The sequence below is a fragment of the Pelosinus propionicus DSM 13327 genome (assembly GCF_900114615.1).
Taxonomy (GTDB): Bacteria; Bacillota; Negativicutes; order DSM-13327; family DSM-13327; genus Pelosinus; species Pelosinus propionicus.
Map to the genome: position 1 here is coordinate 101,334 of NZ_FOTS01000013.1, position 26,238 is coordinate 127,571.

Annotated in this window: 27 protein-coding genes and 1 tRNA gene; 25 read left to right on the top strand and 3 right to left on the bottom strand. The window is 38.1% G+C overall.

The genetic code is table 11. From position 1 onward, the window contains the following. Positions 1-6: 6 nt before the first annotated feature. Positions 7-1,959: a glycosyltransferase gene (locus tag BMZ99_RS09010; protein WP_090935584.1), complete on the bottom strand. Its 1,953-nt coding sequence runs from the start codon at positions 1,957-1,959 to the stop codon at positions 7-9. 471 nt (positions 1,960-2,430) lie between these two features. Between BMZ99_RS09010 and BMZ99_RS09015 the strand changes: the two genes are divergently transcribed. The 10 genes from BMZ99_RS09015 (at position 2,431) to BMZ99_RS09060 (ending at position 14,078) form a co-directional block, all read left to right on the top strand. Then, entirely contained in the window at positions 2,431-3,105 is a 675-nt protein-coding gene (locus tag BMZ99_RS09015; protein ID WP_090935587.1) for a hypothetical protein, read from the top strand. Positions 3,106-3,149: 44 nt separating this feature from the next. Beyond that, positions 3,150-4,052 (top strand): glycosyltransferase family 2 protein, encoded by a 903-nt coding sequence (locus BMZ99_RS09020; protein WP_090935589.1) that lies wholly within the window; start codon positions 3,150-3,152, stop codon positions 4,050-4,052. 37 nt (positions 4,053-4,089) lie between these two features. Beyond that, positions 4,090-4,905 (top strand): alpha-1,2-fucosyltransferase, encoded by an 816-nt coding sequence (locus tag BMZ99_RS09025; protein WP_090935592.1) that lies wholly within the window; start codon positions 4,090-4,092, stop codon positions 4,903-4,905. Between the two features lie 46 nt (positions 4,906-4,951). Beyond that, entirely contained in the window at positions 4,952-5,857 is a 906-nt protein-coding gene (locus BMZ99_RS09030; protein WP_090935595.1) for a glycosyltransferase family 2 protein, read from the top strand. Positions 5,858-6,104: 247 nt separating this feature from the next. Then, positions 6,105-7,445, top strand: coding sequence for a UDP-glucose dehydrogenase family protein (locus BMZ99_RS09035; protein WP_090935671.1), 1,341 nt, complete (start codon positions 6,105-6,107; stop codon positions 7,443-7,445). Further along, positions 7,435-8,376, top strand: a complete 942-nt coding sequence (locus BMZ99_RS09040) for a UDP-glucuronic acid decarboxylase family protein (RefSeq protein WP_090935598.1) — start codon at positions 7,435-7,437, stop codon at positions 8,374-8,376. Before BMZ99_RS09035 ends, BMZ99_RS09040 begins: the two co-directional genes overlap by 11 nt. A gap of 121 nt (positions 8,377-8,497) precedes the next feature. After that, a complete protein-coding gene (locus BMZ99_RS09045) occupies positions 8,498-9,328 on the top strand; it encodes a hypothetical protein (RefSeq protein ID WP_090935601.1) in 831 nt (276 codons plus the stop codon). 66 nt (positions 9,329-9,394) lie between these two features. Further along, complete coding sequence (locus tag BMZ99_RS09050) at positions 9,395-10,318, top strand: hemolytic protein HlpA-like protein (protein ID WP_090935604.1); 924 nt, start codon at positions 9,395-9,397, stop codon at positions 10,316-10,318. 25 nt (positions 10,319-10,343) lie between these two features. Then, on the top strand, positions 10,344-13,559 hold the full coding sequence (locus BMZ99_RS09055; protein WP_090935607.1) for an O-linked N-acetylglucosamine transferase family protein: 3,216 nt from the start codon (positions 10,344-10,346) through the stop codon (positions 13,557-13,559). Between the two features lie 102 nt (positions 13,560-13,661). After that, on the top strand, positions 13,662-14,078 hold the full coding sequence (locus BMZ99_RS09060) for a hypothetical protein (protein WP_090935610.1): 417 nt from the start codon (positions 13,662-13,664) through the stop codon (positions 14,076-14,078). Between the two features lie 29 nt (positions 14,079-14,107). Here the strand turns inward: BMZ99_RS09060 and BMZ99_RS09065 are convergent, their stop codons facing one another. Then, positions 14,108-14,866, bottom strand: a complete 759-nt coding sequence (locus BMZ99_RS09065; RefSeq protein WP_090935613.1) for a hypothetical protein — start codon at positions 14,864-14,866, stop codon at positions 14,108-14,110. Between the two features lie 443 nt (positions 14,867-15,309). On the opposite strand from BMZ99_RS09065, the gene BMZ99_RS09070 reads away from it, so the two are divergent. The 15 genes from BMZ99_RS09070 (at position 15,310) to BMZ99_RS26270 (ending at position 25,873) form a co-directional block, all read left to right on the top strand. Then, the gene (locus BMZ99_RS09070) at positions 15,310-16,392 is read left to right on the top strand and encodes an efflux RND transporter periplasmic adaptor subunit (protein WP_090935616.1); all 1,083 of its coding nucleotides are present in this window, start codon (positions 15,310-15,312) and stop codon (positions 16,390-16,392) included. Between the two features lie 13 nt (positions 16,393-16,405). Beyond that, the gene (locus BMZ99_RS09075; RefSeq protein ID WP_090935619.1) at positions 16,406-17,083 is read left to right on the top strand and encodes an ABC transporter ATP-binding protein; all 678 of its coding nucleotides are present in this window, start codon (positions 16,406-16,408) and stop codon (positions 17,081-17,083) included. A gap of 12 nt (positions 17,084-17,095) precedes the next feature. Beyond that, positions 17,096-18,310, top strand: coding sequence for an ABC transporter permease (locus BMZ99_RS09080; RefSeq protein WP_090935622.1), 1,215 nt, complete (start codon positions 17,096-17,098; stop codon positions 18,308-18,310). Between the two features lie 52 nt (positions 18,311-18,362). After that, a complete protein-coding gene (locus BMZ99_RS26265) occupies positions 18,363-18,503 on the top strand; it encodes a hypothetical protein (protein ID WP_175490506.1) in 141 nt (46 codons plus the stop codon). A 90-nt stretch (positions 18,504-18,593) separates the two neighbouring features. Further along, on the top strand, positions 18,594-19,211 hold the full coding sequence (nadD, locus tag BMZ99_RS09085; protein WP_090935627.1) for a nicotinate-nucleotide adenylyltransferase: 618 nt from the start codon (positions 18,594-18,596) through the stop codon (positions 19,209-19,211). 124 nt (positions 19,212-19,335) lie between these two features. Further along, entirely contained in the window at positions 19,336-19,587 is a 252-nt protein-coding gene (locus tag BMZ99_RS09090) for an RNA recognition motif domain-containing protein (RefSeq protein WP_090935630.1), read from the top strand. A 136-nt stretch (positions 19,588-19,723) separates the two neighbouring features. After that, positions 19,724-20,311, top strand: a complete 588-nt coding sequence (gene yqeK / locus BMZ99_RS09095) for a bis(5'-nucleosyl)-tetraphosphatase (symmetrical) YqeK (RefSeq protein WP_090935674.1) — start codon at positions 19,724-19,726, stop codon at positions 20,309-20,311. A gap of 37 nt (positions 20,312-20,348) precedes the next feature. Then, positions 20,349-21,326 (top strand): LCP family protein, encoded by a 978-nt coding sequence (locus tag BMZ99_RS09100; RefSeq protein ID WP_090935633.1) that lies wholly within the window; start codon positions 20,349-20,351, stop codon positions 21,324-21,326. An 85-nt stretch (positions 21,327-21,411) separates the two neighbouring features. Beyond that, the gene (rsfS, locus tag BMZ99_RS09105) at positions 21,412-21,780 is read left to right on the top strand and encodes a ribosome silencing factor (RefSeq protein ID WP_090935636.1); all 369 of its coding nucleotides are present in this window, start codon (positions 21,412-21,414) and stop codon (positions 21,778-21,780) included. Between the two features lie 56 nt (positions 21,781-21,836). Then, the gene (locus BMZ99_RS09110; RefSeq protein ID WP_090935639.1) at positions 21,837-22,715 is read left to right on the top strand and encodes a CvfB family protein; all 879 of its coding nucleotides are present in this window, start codon (positions 21,837-21,839) and stop codon (positions 22,713-22,715) included. A 253-nt stretch (positions 22,716-22,968) separates the two neighbouring features. Next, complete coding sequence (locus BMZ99_RS09115; protein WP_090935642.1) at positions 22,969-23,886, top strand: chemotaxis protein; 918 nt, start codon at positions 22,969-22,971, stop codon at positions 23,884-23,886. Positions 23,887-23,993: 107 nt separating this feature from the next. Further along, positions 23,994-24,069 (top strand) — tRNA-Ala (locus BMZ99_RS09120). A gap of 645 nt (positions 24,070-24,714) precedes the next feature. Then, on the top strand, positions 24,715-24,960 hold the full coding sequence (locus BMZ99_RS09125; RefSeq protein ID WP_090935645.1) for a hypothetical protein: 246 nt from the start codon (positions 24,715-24,717) through the stop codon (positions 24,958-24,960). 213 nt (positions 24,961-25,173) lie between these two features. Continuing rightward, positions 25,174-25,503 (top strand): DUF960 family protein, encoded by a 330-nt coding sequence (locus tag BMZ99_RS09130; RefSeq protein ID WP_090935650.1) that lies wholly within the window; start codon positions 25,174-25,176, stop codon positions 25,501-25,503. A gap of 202 nt (positions 25,504-25,705) precedes the next feature. Further along, positions 25,706-25,873 (top strand): hypothetical protein, encoded by a 168-nt coding sequence (locus BMZ99_RS26270; RefSeq protein ID WP_175490507.1) that lies wholly within the window; start codon positions 25,706-25,708, stop codon positions 25,871-25,873. A 175-nt stretch (positions 25,874-26,048) separates the two neighbouring features. Here the strand turns inward: BMZ99_RS26270 and BMZ99_RS09135 are convergent. Further along, a partial coding sequence (locus BMZ99_RS09135; RefSeq protein WP_175490508.1) for a transposase occupies positions 26,049-26,238 on the bottom strand: 190 nt, incomplete at its 5' end.

Genomic DNA, 26,238 nt, shown 5'->3' on the forward strand with positions numbered 1-26,238 from the left:
CCAATATTAATTCATTCTATATTCAATGCTAGTTGAAGTTTTCTCAATTAGATCAAGGATATAATTATTCAAATAACCAAGATAAATTTCATTTGCTTGCGGCGGTAAAGAAAAATGTTTCATCATTTCTAATGCGAGAGATTTCCAAGAAGCAATCGAATAGTTGCTAGGATGTATAATATGATAACAAATAGGAGTTGTTACTTTTTTTACTGACAGTTTAGCCAATAACGGAATTAAGGGCATCCAGTAATCCCACCATGGCAAGCCAATACAGAATTTTGCAGGGGGATATTGCTGAATAAAACTTCGGTCAAAGAAGAAATAGTCAAATCCTTTATAAAAAATGCCATTGCTAATTTTATCAAAAGATTCGACATCAAGGCGCGGGCCAAAAACCAGTGAGTCTGTTGCTTCTATATTCATGAATGCAGGAAGATCTTTTTTGAAAAAATGAATATCGGAGTTGACGATACCGCATATCCGATTCTCCCTTGCAGCAAAATACGCTAAAATATCATCGATATAGATATAAGGTTTACCATAGGTCTCTCTGGCATCTCTTTTAGCTGCAACAAATTCAATATTAGGGAAATAAGGTTGGATTGTATTTATTTCAGCCTGAGAGTTTATCGATACCACATTGAAACCAGAATGCATCCAGCTTTCGATTGCTTTTTTTTGTGTGGAAATATCTTTACCTGGTGCCAGAGAAGTAGCAATGGTTATTTTATCATGATGAAATGAGCTATGAGAGAACGTGGTGTTTTGTACCGGAGAACGATAGATTTCTCTAGCTGCCATGATGAACTGACAAAATTGCCAATTAAAATTAGTAATTTTCGCATTATATTCTAATTTAGATTCGTTTTCCTTTAAAAGATCAGGTCCAGGGTTCGTTGTTGGCAGTAATAATGATATTTTATTTGCTAAATCCTCTGCATCTGTTCTTGCAAAGTAGGTGCCATAACCTTCTTCTTCATGTATGGGCAGATCGGATAAAATAATGTCTTTTCCTAATAATTGGCATTCTTGTATAATCAGACTCAAGCCCTCGAATAAGGAAGGCTGCACTACGAATAAACTGCGGCGCATAAGTTGCATTTGATCATGACGGGGAATCAGGCCAAGAATATGAATATGCTCTTTGAGATTAAGAACCTGAATGTACTCCTGTAATTTATTAAAATAATTAGGGTTGCGATAATCGGTTGTTGATCCGGTGCATACTAGGTGAATTTCTTGACCTCTACTTTGCAAAATAGCTAACGCTTTAAATAAGACGGGATGATTTTTATGCATCCAGAATTGATTGGAGCATAATATAAATCGATCAGGTATTTTATATTTTGCTTGGATTTGATAAGGATCGCCTGTATACCATTCCTTTTTTGGATGAACAGGAAATGGTAATACCAGGGGAGTGGCGGGCGAGGATGGATATAGTTGCAAAAAATCTTTTTTTGCATCATTGCTGGTGAACAATACCACAGGAGAGTTGTCGGCAATTTTTTGAAATAAAGTATTCCGTTTTGTAATTTCAGTAGCCGAAAAAAGTTGAGGCAGATAATGATGCTGAAAGTCTGGTATCCATGGTATTGCAGGATAGCCAGGATACAATTCTGAGTTTATTGGTAGCATTAAATCAATATTATGGAAGAGGTGGTCTGTAGAGACATAATGGATAATTGGATGGTTAATTAAGTCTTTTGCTGTATCTATATTTGTACCTACATAAATTAAACCGTCGATTAATGGAAAAAGATGCTCATGGAGAGGGATTAAATCATACAAAGTCAAACATTCTAAATTTTCATCATTCATCACGAGAAAAAGTTGTGGGCGATTCTCTTCAGATAGCTGCGCAACAGAGCTAATAATTGATTCTACTACCGTAACACCTGCATACCAGTATTTGCTTCCTATCATAGGTAGGCCTATGCGTATATTTTTAAGCATATAATCCCTTCTTTATCATATTTTCATTTTTATCTTCTTATGTAGTATATTATTTTAGGCCTCTCTTGGTGCCTTACATGTGAAATGTATATAACTTATGTATAAAAAAATGTTAATCTGATAAATGGAATGTGATTTTAGCTCCCTTTAACTCATTGTACTTAACAGGCTAAAGAGTAGGATGATGCCATGAGTCGCTAGTGAAATGGTATAAAGGAACATCAGCTTCTTCATATGGGCATTCTATATTACAATAACAAATTTACAATATTATCCATGTTCGACACCTTTTTTTGTCAGTAGAATATTATAAATTAAGTAAATCCGTTACAATAAGGTTTTAAATTATGTAGAGTAATTTGTGTAGTATGTGGGTAATTCCTGAATATCCTATTTGAGCTAGAGACAGTACAAGTAGACTCAAGTTATAAACAGGAGCCTGATAGTAAGAAAACTCGGAGGGGGGATGTTGTGAAGAAGATGTGCATTGTAAATTTTGCTACTGAGACCGGTTGGTATAAGGGTGGTCAAATTCGGCTTTTGGAAAGTTTACATGCAGTTGGATATAAGGGGGACGTATTAACTTGGATTGGGGAAGAATCGTTAAAATGCCCCTCTCATCAGCAAGTGCCATATGGATTCAAGACATACGCATTAGCAGAAGCATATTTTAAAGGGTATGAATTAGCCTTATTGCTTGATTGTTCCATGGTAGCCATACAGCCGTTAGATAAAATTTTTAATCATATTGAAGAACATGGTCATTTTATACAGGATAGTGGGTATGATGTAGGTCAGTGGTGCTCTGATGCGGCTTTAGGGACTCTTCAGATCACTAGGGAAGAGGCATTTTCTATTCGATGCTGCTCAGCAGGCTGTACGGGTTTAAATTTTAAAAACACTCGGTCAGTAGACTTTTTAAAGCAATGGCATGAAAAAGCGAATGATAATATTACGTTTATAGGTGCCTGGGATAATAAAGATGGGCAAGTTTCTACAGATAGCAGAGTACTAGGACATCGTCATGACCAGACAGCAGCTTCTGTACTTGCGCATAAACTAAATATGAAGATAATGCCTAGAGATTATTATTTTTCATACTATACTCCCCGCCATGAATCAATATGTATATTATGTTTGAGGTAGTATAGCATTAGCTTATAACCGGAATCTTCAAAGGGGGATATAACATGTTTGAACCCATCGTTACAGTTTTGATGCCTGTGTATAATGGCGGTGCATATATTTCGCAAGCTATTGATAGTGTTCTTAGTCAAACCTTTCATAATTTTGAATTTTTAATTATAGATGACGGCTCTACTGATAATTCTATAGCAGTTAGTAGTTCCTATCCGGATGGACGTATCCGCATTTTGAAGAATGATAAAAATCTTGGCATCTCTAAGGCTTTAAACATAGGCATACAGAATGCTAGAGGTAAATATATAGCCAGAATGGATTGTGACGATGTAAATGCAGCAGAACGATTCTATAAACAAGTGTTATTTATGGAACAACATCCTGAAATTGGTGTCTGTGGATGCTGGGTTAATGCCATTGATGAAATGGGGAAAGGGCATTTATGGCGCTTTCCTATTGAGCCTGAACAGATAAAATGCCAGTTGCTATTTTGTAACACGATGGCACACCCTTCTGTCATGCTGCGCCGAGATACTCTTGAAAAGACGGGAATTTATTATGATGCTTTGTTTCAGTATGCTCAGGATTATAAGTTATGGGTGGAATTAGCAAAAAAAATAGTACTCGCTAATATTCCTGAAGTTTTAGTAGCATACCGATTGCATTCTCATCAGTTAAGTGCAAAGAACTGGTGTGAAACCGTAAGTGAGCCTGATACAATAAAACGAGAACAATTACAGTTATTGGGCATTGTGCCGACAAAAGAAGAAATGGAGATACATCGGCAGCTTACTAATGCTAATTTGATGGTAACAAAAGAGTTTGTACAAAAGGCTGCTATATGGCTTTCGAAGATAGAGCAGGCGAATCATGTTGCTGGTTGTTATCCTAGAATTCCATTTGCTCAAGTTGTTAACGATTATAGAGGCATAATTGGGTTAGTAGGCGATTAGTCTTCGTCTTCAATTAGCAAAGCAATCAGGAGGTATTATGGTTATAGTACGGCTGTTAGGAGGTTTAGGCAATCAGCTTTTTCAGTATGCAATGGCTCGTAGAATTGCATATGAACATCAAGTTCCTATCAAACTGGATGTATCTAGTTACGATATTTATAAATTGCGAACTTACCGATTGCATCATTTTAATATTATGGAGAATTTCGCTTCAGTAAAGGAAATAAATGATTTGATAGAAGCAGGAAAAATCGCTAAAGAACGTCAATTTTGTTTTGATGAACAAATGATGCATTTACCTGGAGACATATATTTAGATGGTTACTGGCAGTGCGAGAAATATTTTGAAAATGTTAGTAACTTGATTCGTCATGAATTCCAGCTAAAAGCAGCGCTAAGTGATCAGGACGAAGAATTAATAAAAAAAATTAGGAATGTGCAGTCTATTAGTATACATGTACGCAGAGGAGATTATGTTTTTGATGAGTATAACCACCATATTCATGGTACGTGTTCATTGGAATATTATCATTTTTGTATAGAACAATTAGCAGCTGCTTTTGACAAGCCTAATTTTTTTGTATTTTCGGATGATAAACAATGGGTACAAGATCATATTAAAGTGAAATATCCCATAACATTTGTAACCCACAACGACATTGACAAAGAGTATGCTGATTTATTTTTAATGAGTAATTGTAAGCATCATATTATCGCGAATAGTTCCTTTAGTTGGTGGGCAGCCTGGCTATGCACCTATGATAAAAAAAAGATTCTTTCACCTGCTAAATGGTTTCATAGTCACGATTATGATGGCAGAGATATTATTCCCAAAGGATGGTATCAGGTCTAATAAAGTATCGTTGATTTATAACCACTAACTGTCAAGGAGGAATACAATGTTTGAGCCGATAGTGACAGTTCTGATGCCTGTTTATAATGGCAGTCGATACCTTAGAGAAGCTATGGATAGCATTACTCGGCAAACCTTTTATGACTTTGAATTCTTAATCATTAATGATGGTTCTGCGGATCATTCGAAGGATATTATTACTTCATACAAAGATGGACGTATTCGATTAATTGAAAATGAAAAAAATATTGGCATTTCTGCTTCCCTGAATAAAGGGATTGCGTTTGCGCGAGGGCGATATATAGCCAGGATGGACGGTGATGACATTAGTATGCCCGAACGCTTATATAAGCAAGTTCTGTTTATGGAAAGTCATCCTCAAATCGGTGTTTGCGGTAGTTGGGTTAAAACAATAGGAGAATGGTATCAAGGGCAATTATGGGAACTTTCTACAGAACCAGAGCAAATAAAATGTCAATTATTATTTACTACAAGCTTATCGCATCCATCCGTGCTGATTCGACGGGAAGTGTTAAAAAATACGGGATTAAGCTATAATGGTCGTTATAAATATGCTCAAGATTATAAATTATGGATGGAGCTGGCGAAGACAACACTATTAGCTAATATTCCGGAAGCTTTAGTGCAATATAGATTTAATGATAATCAGGTAAGCACGAGATATCATCGTGAACAAATGCAAGAGGTTGATAGCATAAGGCTGGAGCAGCTGTATGCTTTAGGTATTGCTCCTACCTTGGCAGAGCTGGAAATTCACAGAAGAATTGCCTCAAATGCTGTGTTTGAAAATGAAGTCTTTTTGCAAATGGCAGATACATGGCTTAAAAAAATAGAAGAGAGAAATCAAATAGTAGAATATTATCCTAAAGCGGCATTAAGTCAGCTTCTTCATCGTTTCAAGGCTCGGTTGCACGAAAAAAGTGGCAACTAATGTATGCGACGTGATTACAATAAGGAAAAGAGGATTTGGCAGAAGCCAAATCCTTTATTTATTGTAAGGGTGATAATTTTATGTTGCAGGGGAAAATCTTGTTTGCCATTTTACATAGTATGGGAACTATTCTCAATAACGGCTGCTTATGTCACCATTTTTTAGAATTCTGAATAACATAAACTAAGATGATAGATTTCAGAAATCGTTATTTTGGATGATGTAAGAGAAGTTAAGGATGGTGCTTATGAAAATTTGCATGATTGGAGTAGGCTATGTCGGCCTGGTAACAGGCACATGTTTTGCTGATAAAGGGAATATAGTATGCTGTATTGATACAGATCAAGAAAAAATCAAGGCATTAAACTCTGGGATAATTCCTATCTATGAACCAGGGTTAAAGGACATGATTTTAGACAATAAGCAGAATGGTCGATTAGAATTTAGTAGTGACTTACGCAATAGTATTGCGGATTCTTTATTGTGTTTTATTACGGTAGGTACGCCGCCTAATAAAGATGGATCAGCAGATTTGTCATATGTATTAAATGCTGCTCGTGAAATTGGTAAATGTATGGATAACTATTTGATTGTAGTTACTAAATCTACCGTTCCTGTCGGTACTACAGACGCGGTTAGAGATATGATTAATAGTGAATTAAAGGCTAGAGGCAAGGAGAAGTTAACATTTGATGTAGCTTCTAATCCTGAGTTTCTCAAAGAAGGAACTGCTGTTGCTGACTTTATGTGTCCTGATCGTATTGTGATTGGATGTGATAAGGGACCAATAGCTGTATGTATGAGAGAACTTTATAAACCTTTTGCTCATAGTGAGAATAAAATAATAACAATGGATATTAAGTCGGCTGAAATTACAAAATATGCGGCTAATGCTATGTTGGCAACTCGCATTAGCTTTATGAATGAAATGGCTCAATTGTGTGATAAATTGGGCGGGGATATTGAGAATATTCGCAGGGGTATCGGCACAGATATGCGTATAGGCAGTCAGTTTTTATGCGCTGGTGTAGGTTATGGCGGTTCTTGCTTTCCTAAGGATGTTAATGAATTAATTCATACTGGTCAAAAAAATGGATTTGAGATGGCGATAGCCAGTGCAGTGCATAAAGTCAATGAAGGGCAAAAAAAATATTTTGTTGATATGATTAAGAAGAAGTTAAGTGATAATCTTCAAGGCAAAAAGATTGCTGTATGGGGATTGGCGTTTAAAGCCCAAACGGATGACATGCGAGAAGCCCCTTCTTTGATGATTATTGAAGAACTTCTTAAAATGGGGGGGCAGATTGCTGTATACGATCCGGAAGCTATGGAGCAGGCAAAACAGGCTTTAAAGAAGGAGAATCATAAGATAGAGTATGCCAATGACATGATGAGAGCGGTTGCTCATGCGGATGTGTTAGTCTTGATCACTGATTGGCAGGAGTTTAGAGAAGTTGATTTAGATCAGTTGAAGAAAGTTATGAGGCAGCCTGTTATTTTTGATGGACGCAACCAATTTGATCCTTTAGAAATGGTAAAGCATGGTTTTCGATATTATTGCATAGGGAGAAATTGCTATGGCAAATAAGCGAATCTTGGTCACAGGTGGTGCAGGTTTTATTGGTTCCCATTTATGTAAAAAACTTTTAGATAAGGGGCATGAAGTAATTTGCCTAGACAATTACTTTACAGGTTTCAAAGCAAATATTGAGGGCTTATTAAATCATCCGCTTTTTAGGATCATTCAGCAAGATATAATCGATCCATTAGATCTTGAGGTCGATCAGATCTATAACTTTGCTTGTCCTGCTAGTCCCCTGCATTATCAGCACGATCCGATAAAGACGCTGAAAACCAGTATACAGGGAACGATTAATATATTAGATTTAGCACAGAAAAATCAAGCCAGAGTACTTCATGCGTCAACGTCAGAAATATATGGAGACCCCCTTGTCCACCCCCAGAAGGAGGAATATTGGGGTAATGTAAATCCTATTGGAGTGCGAAGCTGCTATGATGAAGGTAAACGCTGTGCTGAAACTTTATGCTATGACTATTATCGTGCTCATGATTTAGATATTAAAGTAATACGCATATTTAATACGTATGGCCCTAATATGCATATCGATGATGGGCGGGTTGTAAGTAATTTTATTGTTCAGGCTTTAAGAGGTGAAGAAATTACTATTTATGGAGATGGAAAACAGACTAGAGCATTTTGCTATATTGATGATCTAATTGATGGGATTCTTAGAATGATGGAAACTAAGAAAGAATCTTTTGCTCCGGTAAATTTAGGAAATCCAGAAGCATTTTCCATTCTTGAACTAGCTGAAAAAGTAATAAGACTTACTGGTTCAGCATCGAAATTGATTTTTAAATCACTTCCTGAGGATGATCCTCGGCAGCGTTGTCCGGATATTAAATTAGCGGAAGCAAAAATTAATTGGAAACCTCGAATACGTTTAGACGATGGTCTGCAAGAGACGATAGCTTATTTTAAAAAGGTGTTAGGATAAACAATTTTGTATAGTAGTAAAAGCGCAGATGACCAAGCCACTCTTAATTTCCATCTTTAAAGGTGGAAATTAAGAGTGGCTTGGTCCCTAGAGTTATTCAATGAAAGACGGGAGGAAGGGTATGAGTCAGCCTATTACGATTGCTACATCCTTAGCGCCAGGAAAAGATGTAAAGATTCAAAAAGAGGCAGTTAACAGTTGGCATAGACTGGGGTTTGTTGTAATATCTATCAATTGTGCAGAGGAAATAGCTGTTTTAAAATCATCTTTTCCAGAAATTGAATTTATTGAAGTTGCCAGAGATGCTAGACAACAATTTGGCAAGCCCTATATTTATTTTGACGACATATTAGCTTGTTTGTGGGAACGAGAATCTTCTTTATGTGGAATTGTTAATTCTGATATTTGCTTCTTGAAGCATGAGTTTTATTCTTTCCTGACGAAGGAGGGGCGTGATTCATTTATTTACGGATCTCGAATTGATATAAGTACATTTAATCATGTTAATGGCAGAGTAATTCAAGATGGTTTTGACTATTTCTTTTTTGATCGAAAAGTGATTGCTGCATATCCTGCCTCGCAATTTTGTATTGGTATGCCATGTTGGGATTATTGGGCGGTGCTATCTCCTTTATTCTTAGGAGTAGCCGTTAAGAAAGTCATGACAGCTCATGCATATCATATAATACATAAAGTGAATTGGAACAATACAATTTCAAGCAGATTATTTCATGAACTGTTGCATCATATCAAACCGCTTTCGGCTGTTGCTGCTTCTGCCAACTATATGTTGAGTTTTATAGATCGTTATTCTCTAAAATTGAATTTGCAAAGCGAGGGAGGAAGCAGAAAACAACTGCAGAATTTGCTTCCTCAAATCAAAAAGGTACTTACAAAGGGAGATATTCAAGGGGAAATTATTGATGAACTATTATTTCTAAGAAGAAAGTAATATCATTTTTTACCAGCTCGAAGAATAAATTAAATTAGGTTGGAATAAGACAATGAGGTGGTTGGTATGAAGGATTATATATGTACTACTCCCATAGCATTGATTATCTTTAATAGGCCAAATCTAACGCAGCAGGTGTTGGCAGAGATCCGCAAGGTTAGACCTGTGAAGTTACTAGTCATTGCAGATGCTCCTAGGACAGATCAAAGGGATGATATAGAAAAATGTGCTTTAGTACGGAATCTTATTGATGGGATTGATTGGGAGTGTGAGATTATAAAAAATTACTCTCCCGTTCATTTAGGCTGTGGCAAGCGTCCCGCTACTGGAATGGATTGGGTTTTTAGTTTGGTAGAAGAAGCAATCATATTAGAAGATGATTGTTTGCCACATCCGACATTCTTTCCGTATTGCCAGGAATTATTAAAAAAGTACTCTGATGACCAACGTATTATGAGTATTTCGGGTAATAATTTTCAGTTTGGCAGACGACGAACAGCGGATAGTTATTATTTTTCCCGCTATACCCAGACCTGTGGTTGGGCAACCTGGAAAAGAGCATGGCGGCATTATGATTTTGACATGAAGCTCTGGCCTGAAGTTCGCGATGGGAAATGGTTATTTGATATCTTTGGTAGTATGCAAGTGGCAAATCGCAGTGATCAGCCCCAATTTGAAGTGATTGGGGGAGTGCGAGTTGCCCAATATTGGCAGCGTGTCTTTGAGGCTGCCTATCAGAAAAAAATAGATGCTTGGGATTTTCAGTTTGCATTTTCCTGTTTTTTACAAAGTGGTTTGCATATCTTGCCGAATACGAATTTAGTATCCAATATTGGATATGGCCCTGAAGGAACTCATACGAAAGATAAAGGAAGCTGCCTTGCTAATCTGCCAGTAGAAGAGATGGAATTTCCCTTAAAGCATCCGCGCTTTATCATTCGTGATGCCTGGGCAGATACTTTTTTACAGGCAAATAACTTTTCCTGCTGATTGTTTGTATAGGGGGAGGAAAATAATGAAGGTAGTACATATTAACCTTTTTGATAAACATGGAGGGGCAGCAAGAATTTCCTGGACTCTTGTGAACAACCTTAGCCAACGAGGGCATGAGGCTGTTACTTTTGCTCACCACACAGTATCTTCTCAAGATGACCGAGTGATTCAGATTCCCTTTTTAAAAACTAGATGGCAAAAAGAACTGTTAGAACAGCAGCAGCAGCAAGGTTTATTTGATCTTTATTCTGCAGCCTTGCTAAGGGTATTAAATCATCCTTTGTTTGAACAGGCTGATTTGGTTCATTTACATTGTATTAATGGAAATTATTTTTCTTTTTTGTTATTGCCCTTTTTGGCATCTAAGCCTTTAGTCTGGACATTGCATGATCCTCTTGCCTTTACTGCCAAGTGCCTGTCTACGGATGTTTGTAATGGCTGGAAAGAAGATTGGTGTGCAGTATGTCCCCAAGATATTGAAAATAAAAACAAATTGCAGCGTGAGTTGGTACAGCTTATTAAAAGTTTAATGTATAAAGTATCTAATTTTACCGTAGTATGCCCTTCTGCATGGTTAGGCAGGCAAGCAAAAGAAAGCCTGCTGCAAGAGAAAGAAATTCGCCTGATTTATAATGGTGTTGACATAAGTACATTTCAACCTGGCAGCAAAGAGGAATTGCGGTTTAAATTAGGTTTGCCGGCTTCTCAAAAAATAATCTTATTTGCAGCTCATGGTGGTTTGAATAACCCCTATAAGGGAGGGGAGTTCTTACGCGAAGCATTATTAGAAATCTATAAACGGTATCCCGATATTGTTTTACTTACGATAGGGTCATACAGTACATCGACATTAGAAGACTTTCCGATCCGTCACATCGATGTTCCTTTTATTGATGACCACAAGCAGTTGGCACAGTATTATGCAGCTGTTGATCTTTATGTTTCTCCTACCCTAGCCGAGGTGTTTGGCCTTACTATTTGTGAAGCGATGGCATCAGGTACGCCAGTTGTTGCCTTTGCTGTAGGAGGAATCCCGGAGCTGATAACTCATAAAGAAAATGGTTATTTGGCGGAACGGGGAAATGTAGGTGAATTGATTCAAGGCATTCTTTATTTCCTGGAAAATGAAGAGCTTAGACAATGTTCTGGTAGAGCTGCTCGACTCCGAGTAGTAGAAAAATTTAGCGAGAAGCGTATGGTAGATGAGTATGTAGCCTTATATGAAGAAGTATTGAAAAAAAGTAAGTCCATTAAAAGTGATACGAGTTCAAATTCTGATGATGAGGAGATCGCTCAACTAGTAGAAAGAGAAAAAAGTAAAGGATGGAGCTTTGTATGGAAAGCATTTCATCATAAATATTCTCATTTTAAAATGGAAGAAAGCAGGGAAAAATTGCAGTTTGTAGATCGGTTTTGTGGCCACTGCCTCAAAAAAATCAATCCTCTTTTGGAAAGTCATGCGTTGTGGGATGTGATTACTTTGTGGCAAAGTTGTAGATCCATACCAGACAGCAGCAATCATTTACAGGATAAAGAAATGCAAGCTTTTTATGAATTTATTAAGACGCTGCGCAAATGTTTAACGATTTACTTCAGTAAAGTACCTCAAGGCAGATACGTTCAGCTCAAGGAGGATCAGCACCAAAAGCTTTACATGCTTTGGCAGCAAATCTTTTTAAATGACTTCTTATCGCTGCCAATAGAAGAAAATGAGAGCTTTGCATTTACGGATTCATCTGCGAGTTTTAAAGAATTCCTTTTAATCAGTATGTATCGGCCAATGGATGCGGAACAATTTAACATTAATGTTGTTCAATTATGGAAGGAAGAAGAAATTCCTGAATATTATAAGGTGTTGATTACTTTTTGGCTGCTGCATGTCCCTTATTACAATATTGAAGGGAAACATCGAGATAAAGTTTTAAAATATGCTTCTGATCTATTTTCAGCGCATATCCCAACAAGTTCGTTTATTCCTTTGGTAAATGAGTGTACTAAAGTTCTTTGGCGTATTTCTTATAGTGGTGGTAATAATCTGCCTGCGTTGGCTCGATTTGGTGATTTTATTGCTGCTCATATGGAGCAGTATGTGTCTCGAAATAAAAAGTTAACTGCCAGTTTTAAGAAAAATAGAAAAAAGAAAAAAATACGCATCGGCTATATTTCACGATTTTTTTACGGGCAGGCTGTTAGCTACTATATGGTAAATCGTGTGATTCATCATAATAAAGATAATTTTGAAGTATATACATTTGCTTTGGGAAGAGGTTATGATGAAATCACCAGTCTTTTTGAAAAATATAGTGACCGTTTTAAACAATTTAAACAGATAGATGCGATTGAAGATGTATATTGTATCATGCAAAGTATCATAGATAGTAAGCTTGATATTTTAATTTATACAGATATAGGTATGGATCCTTTGACGTATATGCTGGCTGGGCTCCGATTAGTACCGATTCAGTGTGCATTAGTAGGCCATGGAACAACCACTGGTCTGCCGACGATTGATTATTATATCAGCGGTGATTTTGAACCGTCAGATGCTAGTTCTCATTACCGAGAGAAATTAGTAAAATTGCCGAACCTGGGAGCTGCGCAATTTCCCCCTCCTTTTACATCGTTTATCCCTGTCACTCGTAAAGATTGGAAAATACCTGAAGAGGCTGTAGTTTTTGTTTCTTGTGCAAATGGTATTAAGCATAGTCCGTCGCGGGATCGGTTGTTAGTGGAAATCTTAAAGCGTGTTCCTAATGCCTGTATACTGCTCAAACCATGTCATTCAACGAATCTAGATAATCAGCTAGGAGAGCGGATCAAGCAGGCTGCCAGAAGTGCTGGAGTTGAAAGACAGTTGTTTATTGTACCTCCCTTAGGACGGGTTGATGCTTTGCTGGCAATTGCTGATATTCAATTAGACACATATCCTTACGGAGGCTGGACTACATCTCTGGAGGGATTTTATATGGGCTTGCCGATGGTCACCCAGGAGGGAGATATGGCTAGAAGCAGATGGGGGGCTCATATGCTTCGTGCTCTTGGGATACAAGATGGCATAGGAAAGAATGAAGAAGAATATGTGGAGTGGGCCGTGAAATTAGCACAGAATAAAGAACTTAGAGAGCAGATAAAGAAAAAAATAACAGAGCAGGTAAAAGAGGTTTTGTTTAATGGCTCAGCAGCACAGCCCCACTATGAAAGTGCTTTACTAAAAATTTTTAAAAATCAATTCAAATAATGGCACCTATTTGAGAGTAGTACATATACTACAGTACAAATAATGGTAAAGTAGATTTTATAAAGTGATCAAAAAAATTTGAACAAAAGGAGGAGAAACATAATGGAAAATCCTCAGGAAAGTAAACTTTGGCAGCCGCCTGTTCCTCCGTTGGAAAAAGTAGCGCAAGAAACAATGTTGGAAAAAATAACGAATCGTGTTAAAAATATGCAAAAGGATAGTACTTTTTTTTCGACATTAACAGAAGAAAAGTTAGGGCAGCTGCTAGGTGATGAAAATCTTGTAGCACAAGATGGTGAGCAAAAATACTATCTCTTGCCAGATCAAAGTGCATTGCAAAAACTGATGGATATGATACCTGCTGTCGCATCCGGTGAAATGAGCCAAAATCGACGTTGGCATAAAACGAATGTGGAAATAAGTGATGAAGATCAGCCATGGAGTCATGTTATGGAAGTTCTGCAAAATATAGATAAGAGGTTAGAGCAAATTGAACTGTTATTACATAAAAAAGAATAAAAAGCAGACCAATCTGGTCTGCTTTTTTATTAGCTTGGAGGACAAATATCTGTACAAGGGCCAATTTGATGAGTGCTGTCGAAAGAGCCTTTTACAGTAAAAGAAGAGAAGCCATTAGCGATTGCTGCATCAGTTAATTCAAATGGACGAATTCCTTCTACCCACAAGTTCTCGCTTCTCCATAATTTATCTATAATTTTTCCTGTAATTGTAATTTGTTGAGGACTGGTGACAACCGCATTAAATTGGGCGACAAGGCAGGAACCGTCAATTCTTGTCAGTTCATTCTTTAATTGCTGCCCAGTTACAGGGGTGCAATCTGGGAATCGGTAGAAAGTAGTAAAGGTTCTAGTAAAGGTTGGGAGCGGAAGAATGATTGGGTTTGAAGTGCAATTGCCGCAGATGATTACCAAACCAATTCTAACCGTTACCGTTTGACATCCTTCATCGATTTGTTCATCGGCGCACCATAGGATAACCTGGCAAGTCTCTCCTACGGTGAGTGTTGGGAAAGTAAAGGTTCCATTGCATTGAACACGGCATGGTCCTACTGGAGGGTAGGCTATGCATCTTGTAAATTCACCGGAATTACCGATAAGTACGACTTCTTCTACACAAATGTCATGACATTCACATGTTGGTATTCTGCTTACTGGGGGAGTTGTAGTACCAAAAACAGGTCCGCAGTTGTTAAAGATACTAAGACAGCTATTGCATGGGCAATTTGGTTCACATTGGCGGGTCAATTCACAAAAATCAGGAATCTCAAAATACTTGCTGTCTATCATAGCAAAAGCCTCCTCTAAAATGTTGGATTTTTGTTGAGTATTTAGTATCTAAAGTAATAGGCATCCCTCCTGAAAAAATAAAGAATACTTATATACTCTTAATACATAAGACTTTTATATTCTTAATTCATAATATGTTTTTTCTTCTGAAAGGTGCCAGTAAGAAGAAAAAATGTAATATTTTCGAGTGCAGTTGACATCTTAGTTATTTCGATTCTATTACTTGTTTTTATCTCATGGTATGCATACGAAAGTGTTTTGGGAACTAACATCAATGTTGGAGCGCCAGGATTTTCTTAAAAGCTAAAAAGCAATAAAACAGCATCAAAATGCCGTTTTATTGCTTTTTTATAAAAACGTAATTGACCATATAGTGGAAAGACCATACAATAAGAGTACACCAAAACCTGATTCTAATGAATTTCAAACTGGGGAGGGATTTTATGCAAGTTCAGACGTTATGGCAAAAAGGGTATCAGTATAAAAAAGTAATACTATTAGTAATCATTGTGAGTGTGGCAGCTGCATATGGAATTAGGATGTATTTAGATAAAAGTAAGCCCGTAGCAACAACGCAGTTAGTAGCAGTAGAGCGAGGCGACATCGTATCCTTAGTATCAGCTACTGGTACGATCAAGCCTGTAAATATGGTAGATATTAGTTCAAAGATAACTGGTTTAATAAAGGAAGTCAGAGTGCTTGAAAATGAGCAGGTAAAAGCAGGGCAAATATTGATCTTACTGGATGATAAACGGCTCATGGCACAAGTATCTCAGTCGCGTGCCAAATTAGAAAACACTTCGGCAAATTATCAGCGAAATTTACAATTAAATCGTATCGGAGCGATTTCCAATCAGCAGCTGGATGCTTCGGTTATGGATTATAGTGTAGCGCAGGCAACCTACGATGATGCTGTATCCCAATTAGATGATACGGTTATTAAAGCACCGATTGATGGTGTTATTATTGGTAAGCCGATTCCTGCTGGTCAGACGGTGGCTCCAGGGATTTCTACTCCTATGGTACTCATGAGTGTGGCTGACTTATCAAAAATGCAGATTGAAGCGCAGGTCGATGAATCTGATATTGGAAAAATTGCATTAGGGCAAAGGGTGACGTTTACCGTAGATGCCTATATTGATAAAGTCTTTTCAGGCACAGTATCGAATATATCCCAGAAGGCGAATATAACGCAAAATGTAGTCTATTACGTAGTAACGATTGATGTTGAAGGACCTGGAACAATGCTCAAACCTACTATGACGGCAAGAGTATCAATACAAAGCGGGGAAAGTAAAAATACAATCCTTGTACCCCTGTCTGCTGTTAAAGAAAATAAAGGTCAGCCATATGTCCAGATAATGGTCAGCGGAAAGATTGAAAATATCAATGTTACGACTGGGTTATCGAACGAAGATAAAGTTGAAATTACCAGCGGTCTTGCGGATGGGGATCAAATTGTGCTTCCGCAGGCAAAAGCACTGCCTCAGGCTTCTGGGACTATGCGCGGTCCACTTGGTCGCTAAGGAGGGATCGGCAATGAGTATTGTACTTTCCAACATAAAAAAGATATACCAGATGGGGGATGCCCATGTTGCTGCGTTGGCAGGAATTACACTGGAGATCTTCGCCGGAGAATTTACATCCATTATGGGGCCATCGGGGTCAGGTAAATCGACTTTGATGAATATATTAGGCTGCCTTGATAGGCCTACCAGCGGATCATACATGCTAGATGGAGAAGAGGTAGCTACCTTAAAAGATGATGAATTGGCAGTCACCAGAAATAAGAAAATTGGGTTTGTTTTTCAGAACTTTAATTTGCTGCCTCGTATGTCTGCTCAGCAAAATGTAGCTTTGCCTCTTGTATATGCAGGAGTAATGAAGCAGGAGCGAGATTCGATGGCTGCTAATGCTCTTTCTATGGTGGGTTTAGCCGATCGGATGTATCATCGTCCGAATGAGTTGTCTGGTGGGCAGCGCCAGCGTGTGGCAATTGCGCGGGCCTTAGTGAATAACCCTAGTATTATTATGGCAGATGAGCCTACAGGTAACCTTGACAGTAAATCTGGAAATGAGATCATGGAGATCTTTACGAATCTTAATAAAGAAGGGCGAACCATCGTTTTGGTTACACATGAAATCGAGATTGCTCAATACACAAGGCGAATCATTTCATTTCGTGATGGTCTAATTATGAGTGATGAGGCAGTCTAGGAGGTGATCTTTTTGTTTTGGGAAAGCATTATTATAGCATTAGAGGGTTTAAAAGCGAATAAACTGCGTTCCATATTAACGATGCTGGGAATTATCATTGGCGTAGGTGCCGTGATTGCAATGGTGTCTATTGGTATGGGTGTGCAAAATAAAATACAAAACTCAATTGCTAGTTTAGGAAGCAATCTTCTTATTATTACTCCTGGTGCCACATCACCTTCTGGTGTGAGGCTGGCTGCTGGTTCGAATACTACCCTTACCAATAAAGATGCCCAGGCGATTGGGCGTCAAATTGAAGGTATTAGCGCTGTTGCACCCAGCGTTAGTAAGCAATACCAATTGGTGTATGGGAATAAAAATTGGATGACAACGGTTCAAGGAACTACGCCTGAGTTTGTGAGTGTTCGTAATTTTAATGTGGAGTTGGGACGATTCTTCTCCAATCAAGAGGTAGATACAAGAACGAGAGTTGCGGTTTTGGGGAAAACCACTGCAGAAAACTTATTCGGTGCAGTTTATCCAGTTGGGCAGACGGTACGAATTAATTCAGCTCCTTTTATCGTAGTTGGCGTATTTGAAGGAAAAGGGCAGTCAGCTGGTGGTATGGACCAGGATGATGTTGTGGTAATTCCCTTAACGACAGCTCAAGAACGCATGATGGGGATTAGCTATATACAAACCATTAGTGTACAGGCCGCTAATCCGGAAAGCATTAATCAGGTGCAAGAAGAAATTACCTCTCTTTTGCGTTCGCGTCATAAGTTAGCAAAAGATATGCCTGATGATTTTACGGTTCGTAATTTAGCTGCAGTGATGGCTACGGCAGAGGAAACGACAAATACGATTACCTTGCTTTTAGGGAATATCGCTGCAATCTCTTTATTAGTTGGTGGTATTGGGATTATGAATATTATGCTGGTATCTGTAACGGAACGTACAAGAGAAATCGGCATTCGTAAAGCACTAGGCGCTACGTACCGCAATATTTTACTGCAGTTTCTTATCGAAGCCATTGTAATTGGCGTAACAGGCGGTTTAATGGGGATTGGATTAGGCATTGGCGCAGCGTATGCCATTTCAGCGATAGCTGGCTGGAATACTGCTATTTCTTCAGGCTCTATTTTAGTGGCCTTTGGATTTTCTGTAGCCATTGGACTCTTTTTTGGTATCTATCCGGCCAGAAAAGCAGCATTATTAGATCCTATTGACGCATTGCGCTATGAATAAAGTGAGTTGTTTGTGGTAAAATAGTTGAAAGGATATGATAAGGGGACAGACAATGGGATATTTCTATTCGTTAATGAATTACTTGAAAACAGACAAGGGAAGGCATGATTGCTTGGACTATATTCGGGCGATTGTGATTATGGCAGCGGTTATGGCTGGTATTCGAATACTGCTTTATACGTTATTGCAGTAGAAGATGTAGTTTTATATAGGAAAAAATAGTCTTGTCTTTTTGAGGTGTGATATAATAAGACAAGACTATTTGTATCGTGGGGAGAACCTTATGTCACATAAAAAGCGTAAAATTGGTATCATGGGTGGTACCTTTGATCCAATACATACTGGTCATTTAGCGACAGCTGAAGCAGTCCGTGTGGAATATGACCTTGAAAGAGTATTATTTATTCCAGCAGCAAATCCACCGCATAAACAGCATTTTCGGGTAACCAAACCACTTCATAGGTATATCATGACTGTATTGGCAACCTATTCCAATCCTCATTTTCATGTATCTCCTATTGAAATAGAACGGCCAGGGTTATCCTATGCGATTGATACCGTATTAGAGCTAATTAAGCAATATGGGGATAACATAGAGTTTTATTTTATTGTTGGCTCAGATACCGTACAAGAATTAGCATCTTGGAAAGACATCGATCGCCTTTTAGAAATATGTCATTTTATTGCTGCCAATCGTCCAGGCAGTGCTTACACACTAGAGGATATAATGAAATCGTTTGGGGAAAAAGGTTTTAAACGGATTCATTCTTTGCCTACTCCTGAGTTAGAGATTTCCTCTACCGATGTACGAGAGAAAGTACGGCAGGGAAGATCAATTAAATATTTTGTTCCTGATAGTGTTGAGACTTATATCTGTAAAGAAAACTTATATAAGGAGTAGTAGAAAAAAGCGTTAAACATACATATTGGGCTTTTGGCAAATAAAGTTAGGCATAAATCCTATCGTTTCGTAGATAATGTTAGTACAATCGTTTTTAGAATTTAACAAAGAAAGGTGATTCCAAATGTCAAAAACACTTTATGTAGGTAATTTACCTTGGTCAACGAGTGATAGTGATTTAGCTGATGTCTTCAAAGAGCATGGCAATGTAATCTCCAGCCGTATTATCACAGATAAGGAAACAGGACGTTCTAGAGGATTTGGGTTTGTAGAAGTAGATGATGCTGATGCTGATAAGATGGTTAGTATGATGAATGGCAGTGATTTTGGTGGACGGCAGATTGTTGTAAATGAAGCAAGACCACGGGAACAATAATTAAAATGTAAGCCTTCTTTATAGGAGGCTTTTATTTTTTAGCAGGGAAATCAACTATTTTGACGAAATGTATACTATTACAGACATAGTTATTTGTGGAATAAATGGTTCAAATTTTAAATATTGTGGTGAAAATATGGATTATGAAGATATTCTAACGGAGCTATCAACACTGTTATCCCCAAAAAGACTGCAGCATTCGATTGGTGTCAGCAAAACAGCAGTGGAAATGGCTGAACGGTTTGGGGGAGATAAGGTTAAAGCCGGCTTAGCAGGTCTTTTGCATGACGCAGCCCGTGAAGTGCCTATCGCCGATCTCTTGCCAAGAGCGCAAGCCTTTGGTATAGTGGTGAGTGATATTGAAAAAGCGCAGCCTATATTATTGCATGCTCCTATTTCAGCCAAGTTGGCTGAAATCAAATTCGGTGTGCGTGATGCAGAAATCTTACAGGCAATTTTTCTGCATACAACAGGAAGTGCGCACATGTCGTTATTAGATAAAATTATTTATTTAGCAGATGTGATTGAACCTAGTCGTAATTTTGAAGGTTTAGAAGAAATTAGGGAAATCGCGCAGAGAGATTTGGATAAGGCACTTCTATTAGCATTAGATCAAAGTATATTTTATATTTTAGAAGAAGGCGGCTTGATTCATCCAGTTACCATTGAAGCTCGAAATGATCTTTTAATCAAGCAGCGTACATTGGTATTGCAAACTACATAGAAAAACTTTTGGTTATGTCTAGAGAGGAGGAAAACGCATGTCACGCCTGCGTCCTCAGCGTCGTAAAATACGTTGGAAGCGATTGTTTTTGCTATTATTGATTTTGTTTACAATGATAACATCTTTATCTTGGGCAGCAGTATATACCTATCAGAAATTTTCGGCAGCACCTGCCCTAAGTACAAAAGTAGAAAGCAGCAAAGTCACCGAAGATAGCCCATATATGAATATATTAGTGATGGGTGTAGATGACGGTGATAATGAGTATCCTGATGCACCTAGACGGTCAGACACAATGATTGTTATCAATATTAATAAAGAAAACGGTGCGCTGCATTTATTATCCATTCCGCGGGATACCCGAGTTGCCATTCAGGGACATAAGGGTGCCGAAAAAATTACCCATGCCTTTTTTTATGGAGGATCTTCTTTAGCCGTAAAGACTGTTGAGCAGTTATTGCAAATTCCCATTCACCAATATATCGTAATTGACTGGCAGGCATTTATTGAGGCTGTAGATATACTAGGCGGAGTTGATTTATATGTAGAAAATGACATGGATTATGAAGATCCTTACGCCGATTTAGCAATTCATCTGAATAAAGGCTACCAGCATTTAGATGGTAATAAGGCGGGCCAATATGTCAGATTTCGCAGTGATGAGCTGGGTGACATTGGCCGAGTACAGCGGCAGCAGCGCTTTTTAAAAGCTATGGTGGAAAAAACAATGAATATGAATACTCTTTTAAAAGTACCATCTCTGCTGCATACGATGAATCAATATATAGCGACAGATATAACGACATTTAAGATGCTAAAGATCGCGAATTCTTTAAAATCCTTTAAGACAAGTGATTTACATGTGGACATGCTGCCAGGAAAGTTTGCTACTATTGACGGTATCAGCTTCTGGAGTCATGACCAGCAGCAGACTCAGCAAATCGTGGATCGTATGCTAACTAGTGAAAATGCTAAGATGAGTGGTATATTTGCGGACCCAAAAAGCAACAATTAAAAGATAAGAACGACATAACAATGTACTATGAAGTGTAATCGTTAAATCGAAAAAGATGAATATTTATTTTTTAGGAGGATTTTTGATGAGTGATACAACTAAGAACTTAGAAGAAATGATTGTGGCGGCGGCTGAGGATAAAAAAGCAACGGATATTGTTGTTCTTAATGTGGATGGTATTTCGTCTGTCGCTGATTTTCATGTGGTATGCAGTGCGAAGTCTAGCATACAAGTACAGGCAATTGCCGATAATATTGAAGATGAACTAAGAAAACAGGGAATTGATCTATTACATAAAGAAGGGCATCGTCAAGGACGCTGGATATTACTGGATTTTGGTACTGGAATTGCGCATGTTTTTGTAGAAGAAGAAAGAGAATACTATAACCTAGAACGTCTTTGGGGGAAAGCGCGGTCAAACGATATAGAAGAGCCGTTGAGTGAAAATAAATAAATTGCCAATGCCTTGGATCGTACGTCTAAGTCTTGGTGGCATAGGTGGTAATTGTAATGGAAACAACAAACAAGCTGACTCCAGGCAGTGTAGTAACGCTAAAAGCAGTCAGAGTGAGTGAATTTGGGATTTTTTTAGATGCTGGGACTGGCAATACAAGTGATGATATTTTACTGCATAAACAGCAGCAAACCACAGATACATTAGCCATTGGGGATGAAATTCCTGTATATTTGTATCAGGATCCTAAAGGGCGTCTGACTGCAAGTATGCGTTTACCTAAAATGCAGGTTGGGCAGGTGGCGAGAGTTACTGTAATCAATACTACCCGTGATGGAGCCTTTGTTGATATTGGTGCTGAGCGTGGCGTATTTATGCCATTTGCTGGTATGCGCGGGAATTTAAAACGCGGTGATAAGGTCTGGGTGAAGCTCTATATCGACAAATCAGGACGACCGGCAGTAAGCATGGAAGTAGAAGATGAGCTGAGAAGGGCTTCTGTCCCTGCAACCGATGCGAAAATTGGTGATATGGTTACTGGTTCCCTTTATAACTATAATGAAGAAGGGGCTTTTATTTTTACAAAAGAGCGCTATATTGCGTTTATGCATACGAGTGAAATTACGACAAGACCTAATGTAGGAGATGAGATTACAGCGCGTATTACTCATGTTCGTGAAGATGGGCGCATCAATGTTTCTATGCGTCCGCTTAAGCAGGATGCAATTGATACGGATGGAGACGCGATACTCTCACTGCTGCATTCTCGTAAAGGTAAAATGCCTTATAGTGATGATACTTCACCTGAAATCATAAAGGAAAAATTTCATATTAGTAAGTCTGCTTTTAAGAGAGCCCTAGGAAGATTAATCAAAACAGGATATATTGAACAGCGTGATGGCTGGACTTATCTTTTAGAAAAAGAGGAAAAATAAAATACATTAGAGATATCTGGACAAGTGATAAGTTGCCAGCCAGTAGAATTATTATAGTATAGGTACGTTTACTTTATATAAGATTATTGTCGTTAAAATGACAATAATCTTATATTTTTGAGGAATTTTACCAGAAAATTAGTTTAAAAAGAAGGAATTATGGGTTTTTACGAGAAATTTAGAAAAGTAAGAAGGTAAACGTAATAGGCAATCGCAAATTGCGATAAGCAATATAAAAACTGGAGGCGTTTCTATGGGTGAGGCTGCTAACGCTAAAAAAGGTATATTATTAGAAACGGGTACAAATGAATTTGAAATTGTAGAATTTACGGTTGGTAAAGTCAATTATGGAATCAATGTTGCGAAGGTGCGAGAAGTAATTAATTTAGTTCCTATTACTCAAATGCCCAATTCCCATCCTTATGTTGATGGTATTTTTACCTTGCGTGGGAGGGTAATGCCATTAGTCAATTTACCACGCTGTTTGGGGACAGAAGATTTAGAAACCAGTACCAAAAATATTATTGTAAGTGAGTTAAATAATTATTTTATCGGCTTCTTAGTCAATGAAGTTTCTCGCATTCATAGAGTTTCTTGGTCCGTTATGGAGCCGCCTCCTAATGTTACGAACTCGGATATGGTTGTCGGGATCATAAAAATGGGCGAGAAAATGGTTATTTTGCTGGATTTCGAAAAGATTGTTGCAGACATTAATCCACAAATTAACATAAAACTGACAACCGTTCCTAAGAGTACAGATGAACTGAAAGAACAGCGGAAAACAAAGAATATCTTTGTAGCAGAAGATTCTAAGATGCTCAGAGACCTATTGGTTGAAACGCTTCATGAATCTGGTTATCTTAATATTACTGCCTATAATAATGGTAAAGATGCATGGGATGCACTAGAGTTATTGGCAAAATCGGAGGCTCCGATTGAAGAAAGCGTCAATTTGCTGATTACGGATATTGAAATGCCGCAGATGGATGGTCATCATTTATTAAAACGCGTTAGGGATGATCGAGCCTTAGCGAAATTGCCAGTTGTTATCTTTTCCTCTTTGATTAACGAGGAAATGCGTCGTAAAGGTGAAGCGATTGGTGCTGACGGCCAGGTTTCTAAGCCTGAAATTGCGCAACTGATTGGTTTGTTAGATGAAAAGTGTCTGTAATAAAAATGTTTCAGCATTTTTATTGACATTATGTAACTAACTATGATAATATAGTTCATGTCGGTAAGAATTTATTGAAATTATTACGGATGTAATAACTAAATTGTGGGGGTGTAGCGCAGTTGGGAGCGCGTCTGAATGGCATTCAGAAGGTCAGCGGTTCGATCCCGCTCATCTCCACCAGTAAATGATAGGCTTCGCGGTTTTTCCGTCGGAGCCTTTTTTGTTTAAAAATTTTATAATTCATTTAAGCAAAAAAATAATGGTCAGAGAAAAAATCTCTGGCCATTTTACTTGCAATCTTGTGTCATAAAGGGATATAATTAGAAATAGATGGAAATTAAAATATCGCCGTGTCTTGGGAGTGTTGTAGCACTCCCAAGCACGAGCAGGTGACCGAAGCACCTACACGTAACAGTAACTGTCCACGACGACAATTCTTATTATACCGTCATTTCATCCTAAATACAAGGATGCCATGGCCCGGATATAGGAATGACGCGGTTTGGCAGGGGCTGAGCGTCTGCATGCAATCAAGTCGAAGCAAAACGCATGTGTAGGTTGAAAAACCTGCACGCGCGTTTTTTAATTTCCCTCTAAAACAGACTGCTGGTTGGCTTCTTCTATCTAAAGAGACGGTTTAGAACTGCAGTGTTTAACAGCACACTCCCGCCGATAGAAGAAACCGCCTGCAGGATGAATAGATGGGGGGATATACATTGGTAGTAGTACAAGGTAAGACAAGGGCAGAATACGTAAGCCGCCGGAGAAGAAGCGCATCAGGGTGTTTCAGATGTGACTGCAACATGGCACGTAAGGATGTGACCCATGTTTAGAACCTACAGAACAACAAACGGAACCATTATGGGGGAAGAAACGGAGAGATCTGATATTAAGCTGAAATGGATTACAGACGTTGAGGGGAATGAATATGTCATGGTGGAGAAGCAAGAGGAACATGCAATATATGATCTTTCGCTAATCGGATATGTGACTAAAATAGTTGACGACGTTTGCTTTAAAGAGTTTAGGGATACGATCTATGCAAGATTTAACAAGCGTAGACAACATTAAAATTCAGCGTATCAGAGCTCCAAGGGGACAGGCTGCTGTCAGGGTATCTGCAAAACCAGCATACCGTGTCAGTGGCCTGCCCTTTTTCTTGCTTGTTTATCTTCTTTCATATTATTTTTTGATTCTCACAAATGTAGTTCTGTACATGCTCGAAATTGCATAACTTAATATATAAAAGAGAATTTGGAATAATATTGAATGGGAGTGTTTCTCATGTTTGAGCAAAAATACGCTACTCGTTTAGTGGCATCATCAGTAGGGGTTGATATACAGGTTATACTTTGGGAATTAATTGCTCAATGGGAGAAGGACGACATCGAACTCGATACCCTTCAGGTTTTTGAGTTATCTATTGAATATGCGGGTGGTGAGGTATTTCAGAAGGTTGTACATAGGCAGGAAGTTCCTCAGCGAGAAGAAACGTTTTATTATAAAACCATTCGATGTCCTATGGATACGGTCATATGGGTTCTAGGCAGCGATGAAGGGGCAGAAATGTTGTTCCCGAATGAAGCGAAAGAATCAACTGTTAGTACCTCATAAAAAAATGAATTTCTGCATATAAATATAAGAAGGAGATTCTTCTTATTGAATGAGCATACGTTTATGAATCCCAATGTTTTTAGTGAGGGTTCAAAGTGGTGAGCTTTTGATAAGTAATAGCTAGATTCAGATAATAAATCGTTTCCTGTATCTGAATGAAATCTTCTTTATTTTTTGCATATTATTGAGGAAGGAGAATGACATGAGCAAAGACATTATTTCTTATACTTTAACTCATGATGAATTAGAATCAATGCTGTCATCTGAGTATGGTACAAAGGTTGAGCCAGTAGATTTAAAGCAGCTTACGAAGCAAAAAATGAATCAGCAAAGAATGAGAATGATGGAAAAGAACGGGTATAAGAGGTAATATTAAAAGGAGCTGTCTCAAAATAGGTTTTTAAAACCTATTTGAGATAGCTCTTTCTTTGTATCCCTAACCGAATAGGGTATTTTCTCTTTTTTGCGAATTAAGTGGAGTAAAGTAGGCATAGCAAAGCTAGAGGAGCATTATGCCCCTCATAAATTGCTGTGCCTGCAACCTTTTAGGCGGTCTTTTTTTCGTGTAGCATTTTTCCGCACCGTTGTTGCTGTATTTTGTTATGTAGTTTATTTAAGTTATAGCCCATCGCCAAGAACAAGAATTCAGTCCTAACGCTTTGCTTGCCACGCAGCAAGAATCTTCTAAATCGATGGTTTTCTTTCAATATTCCAAAGGCACCCTCTACTTGAATC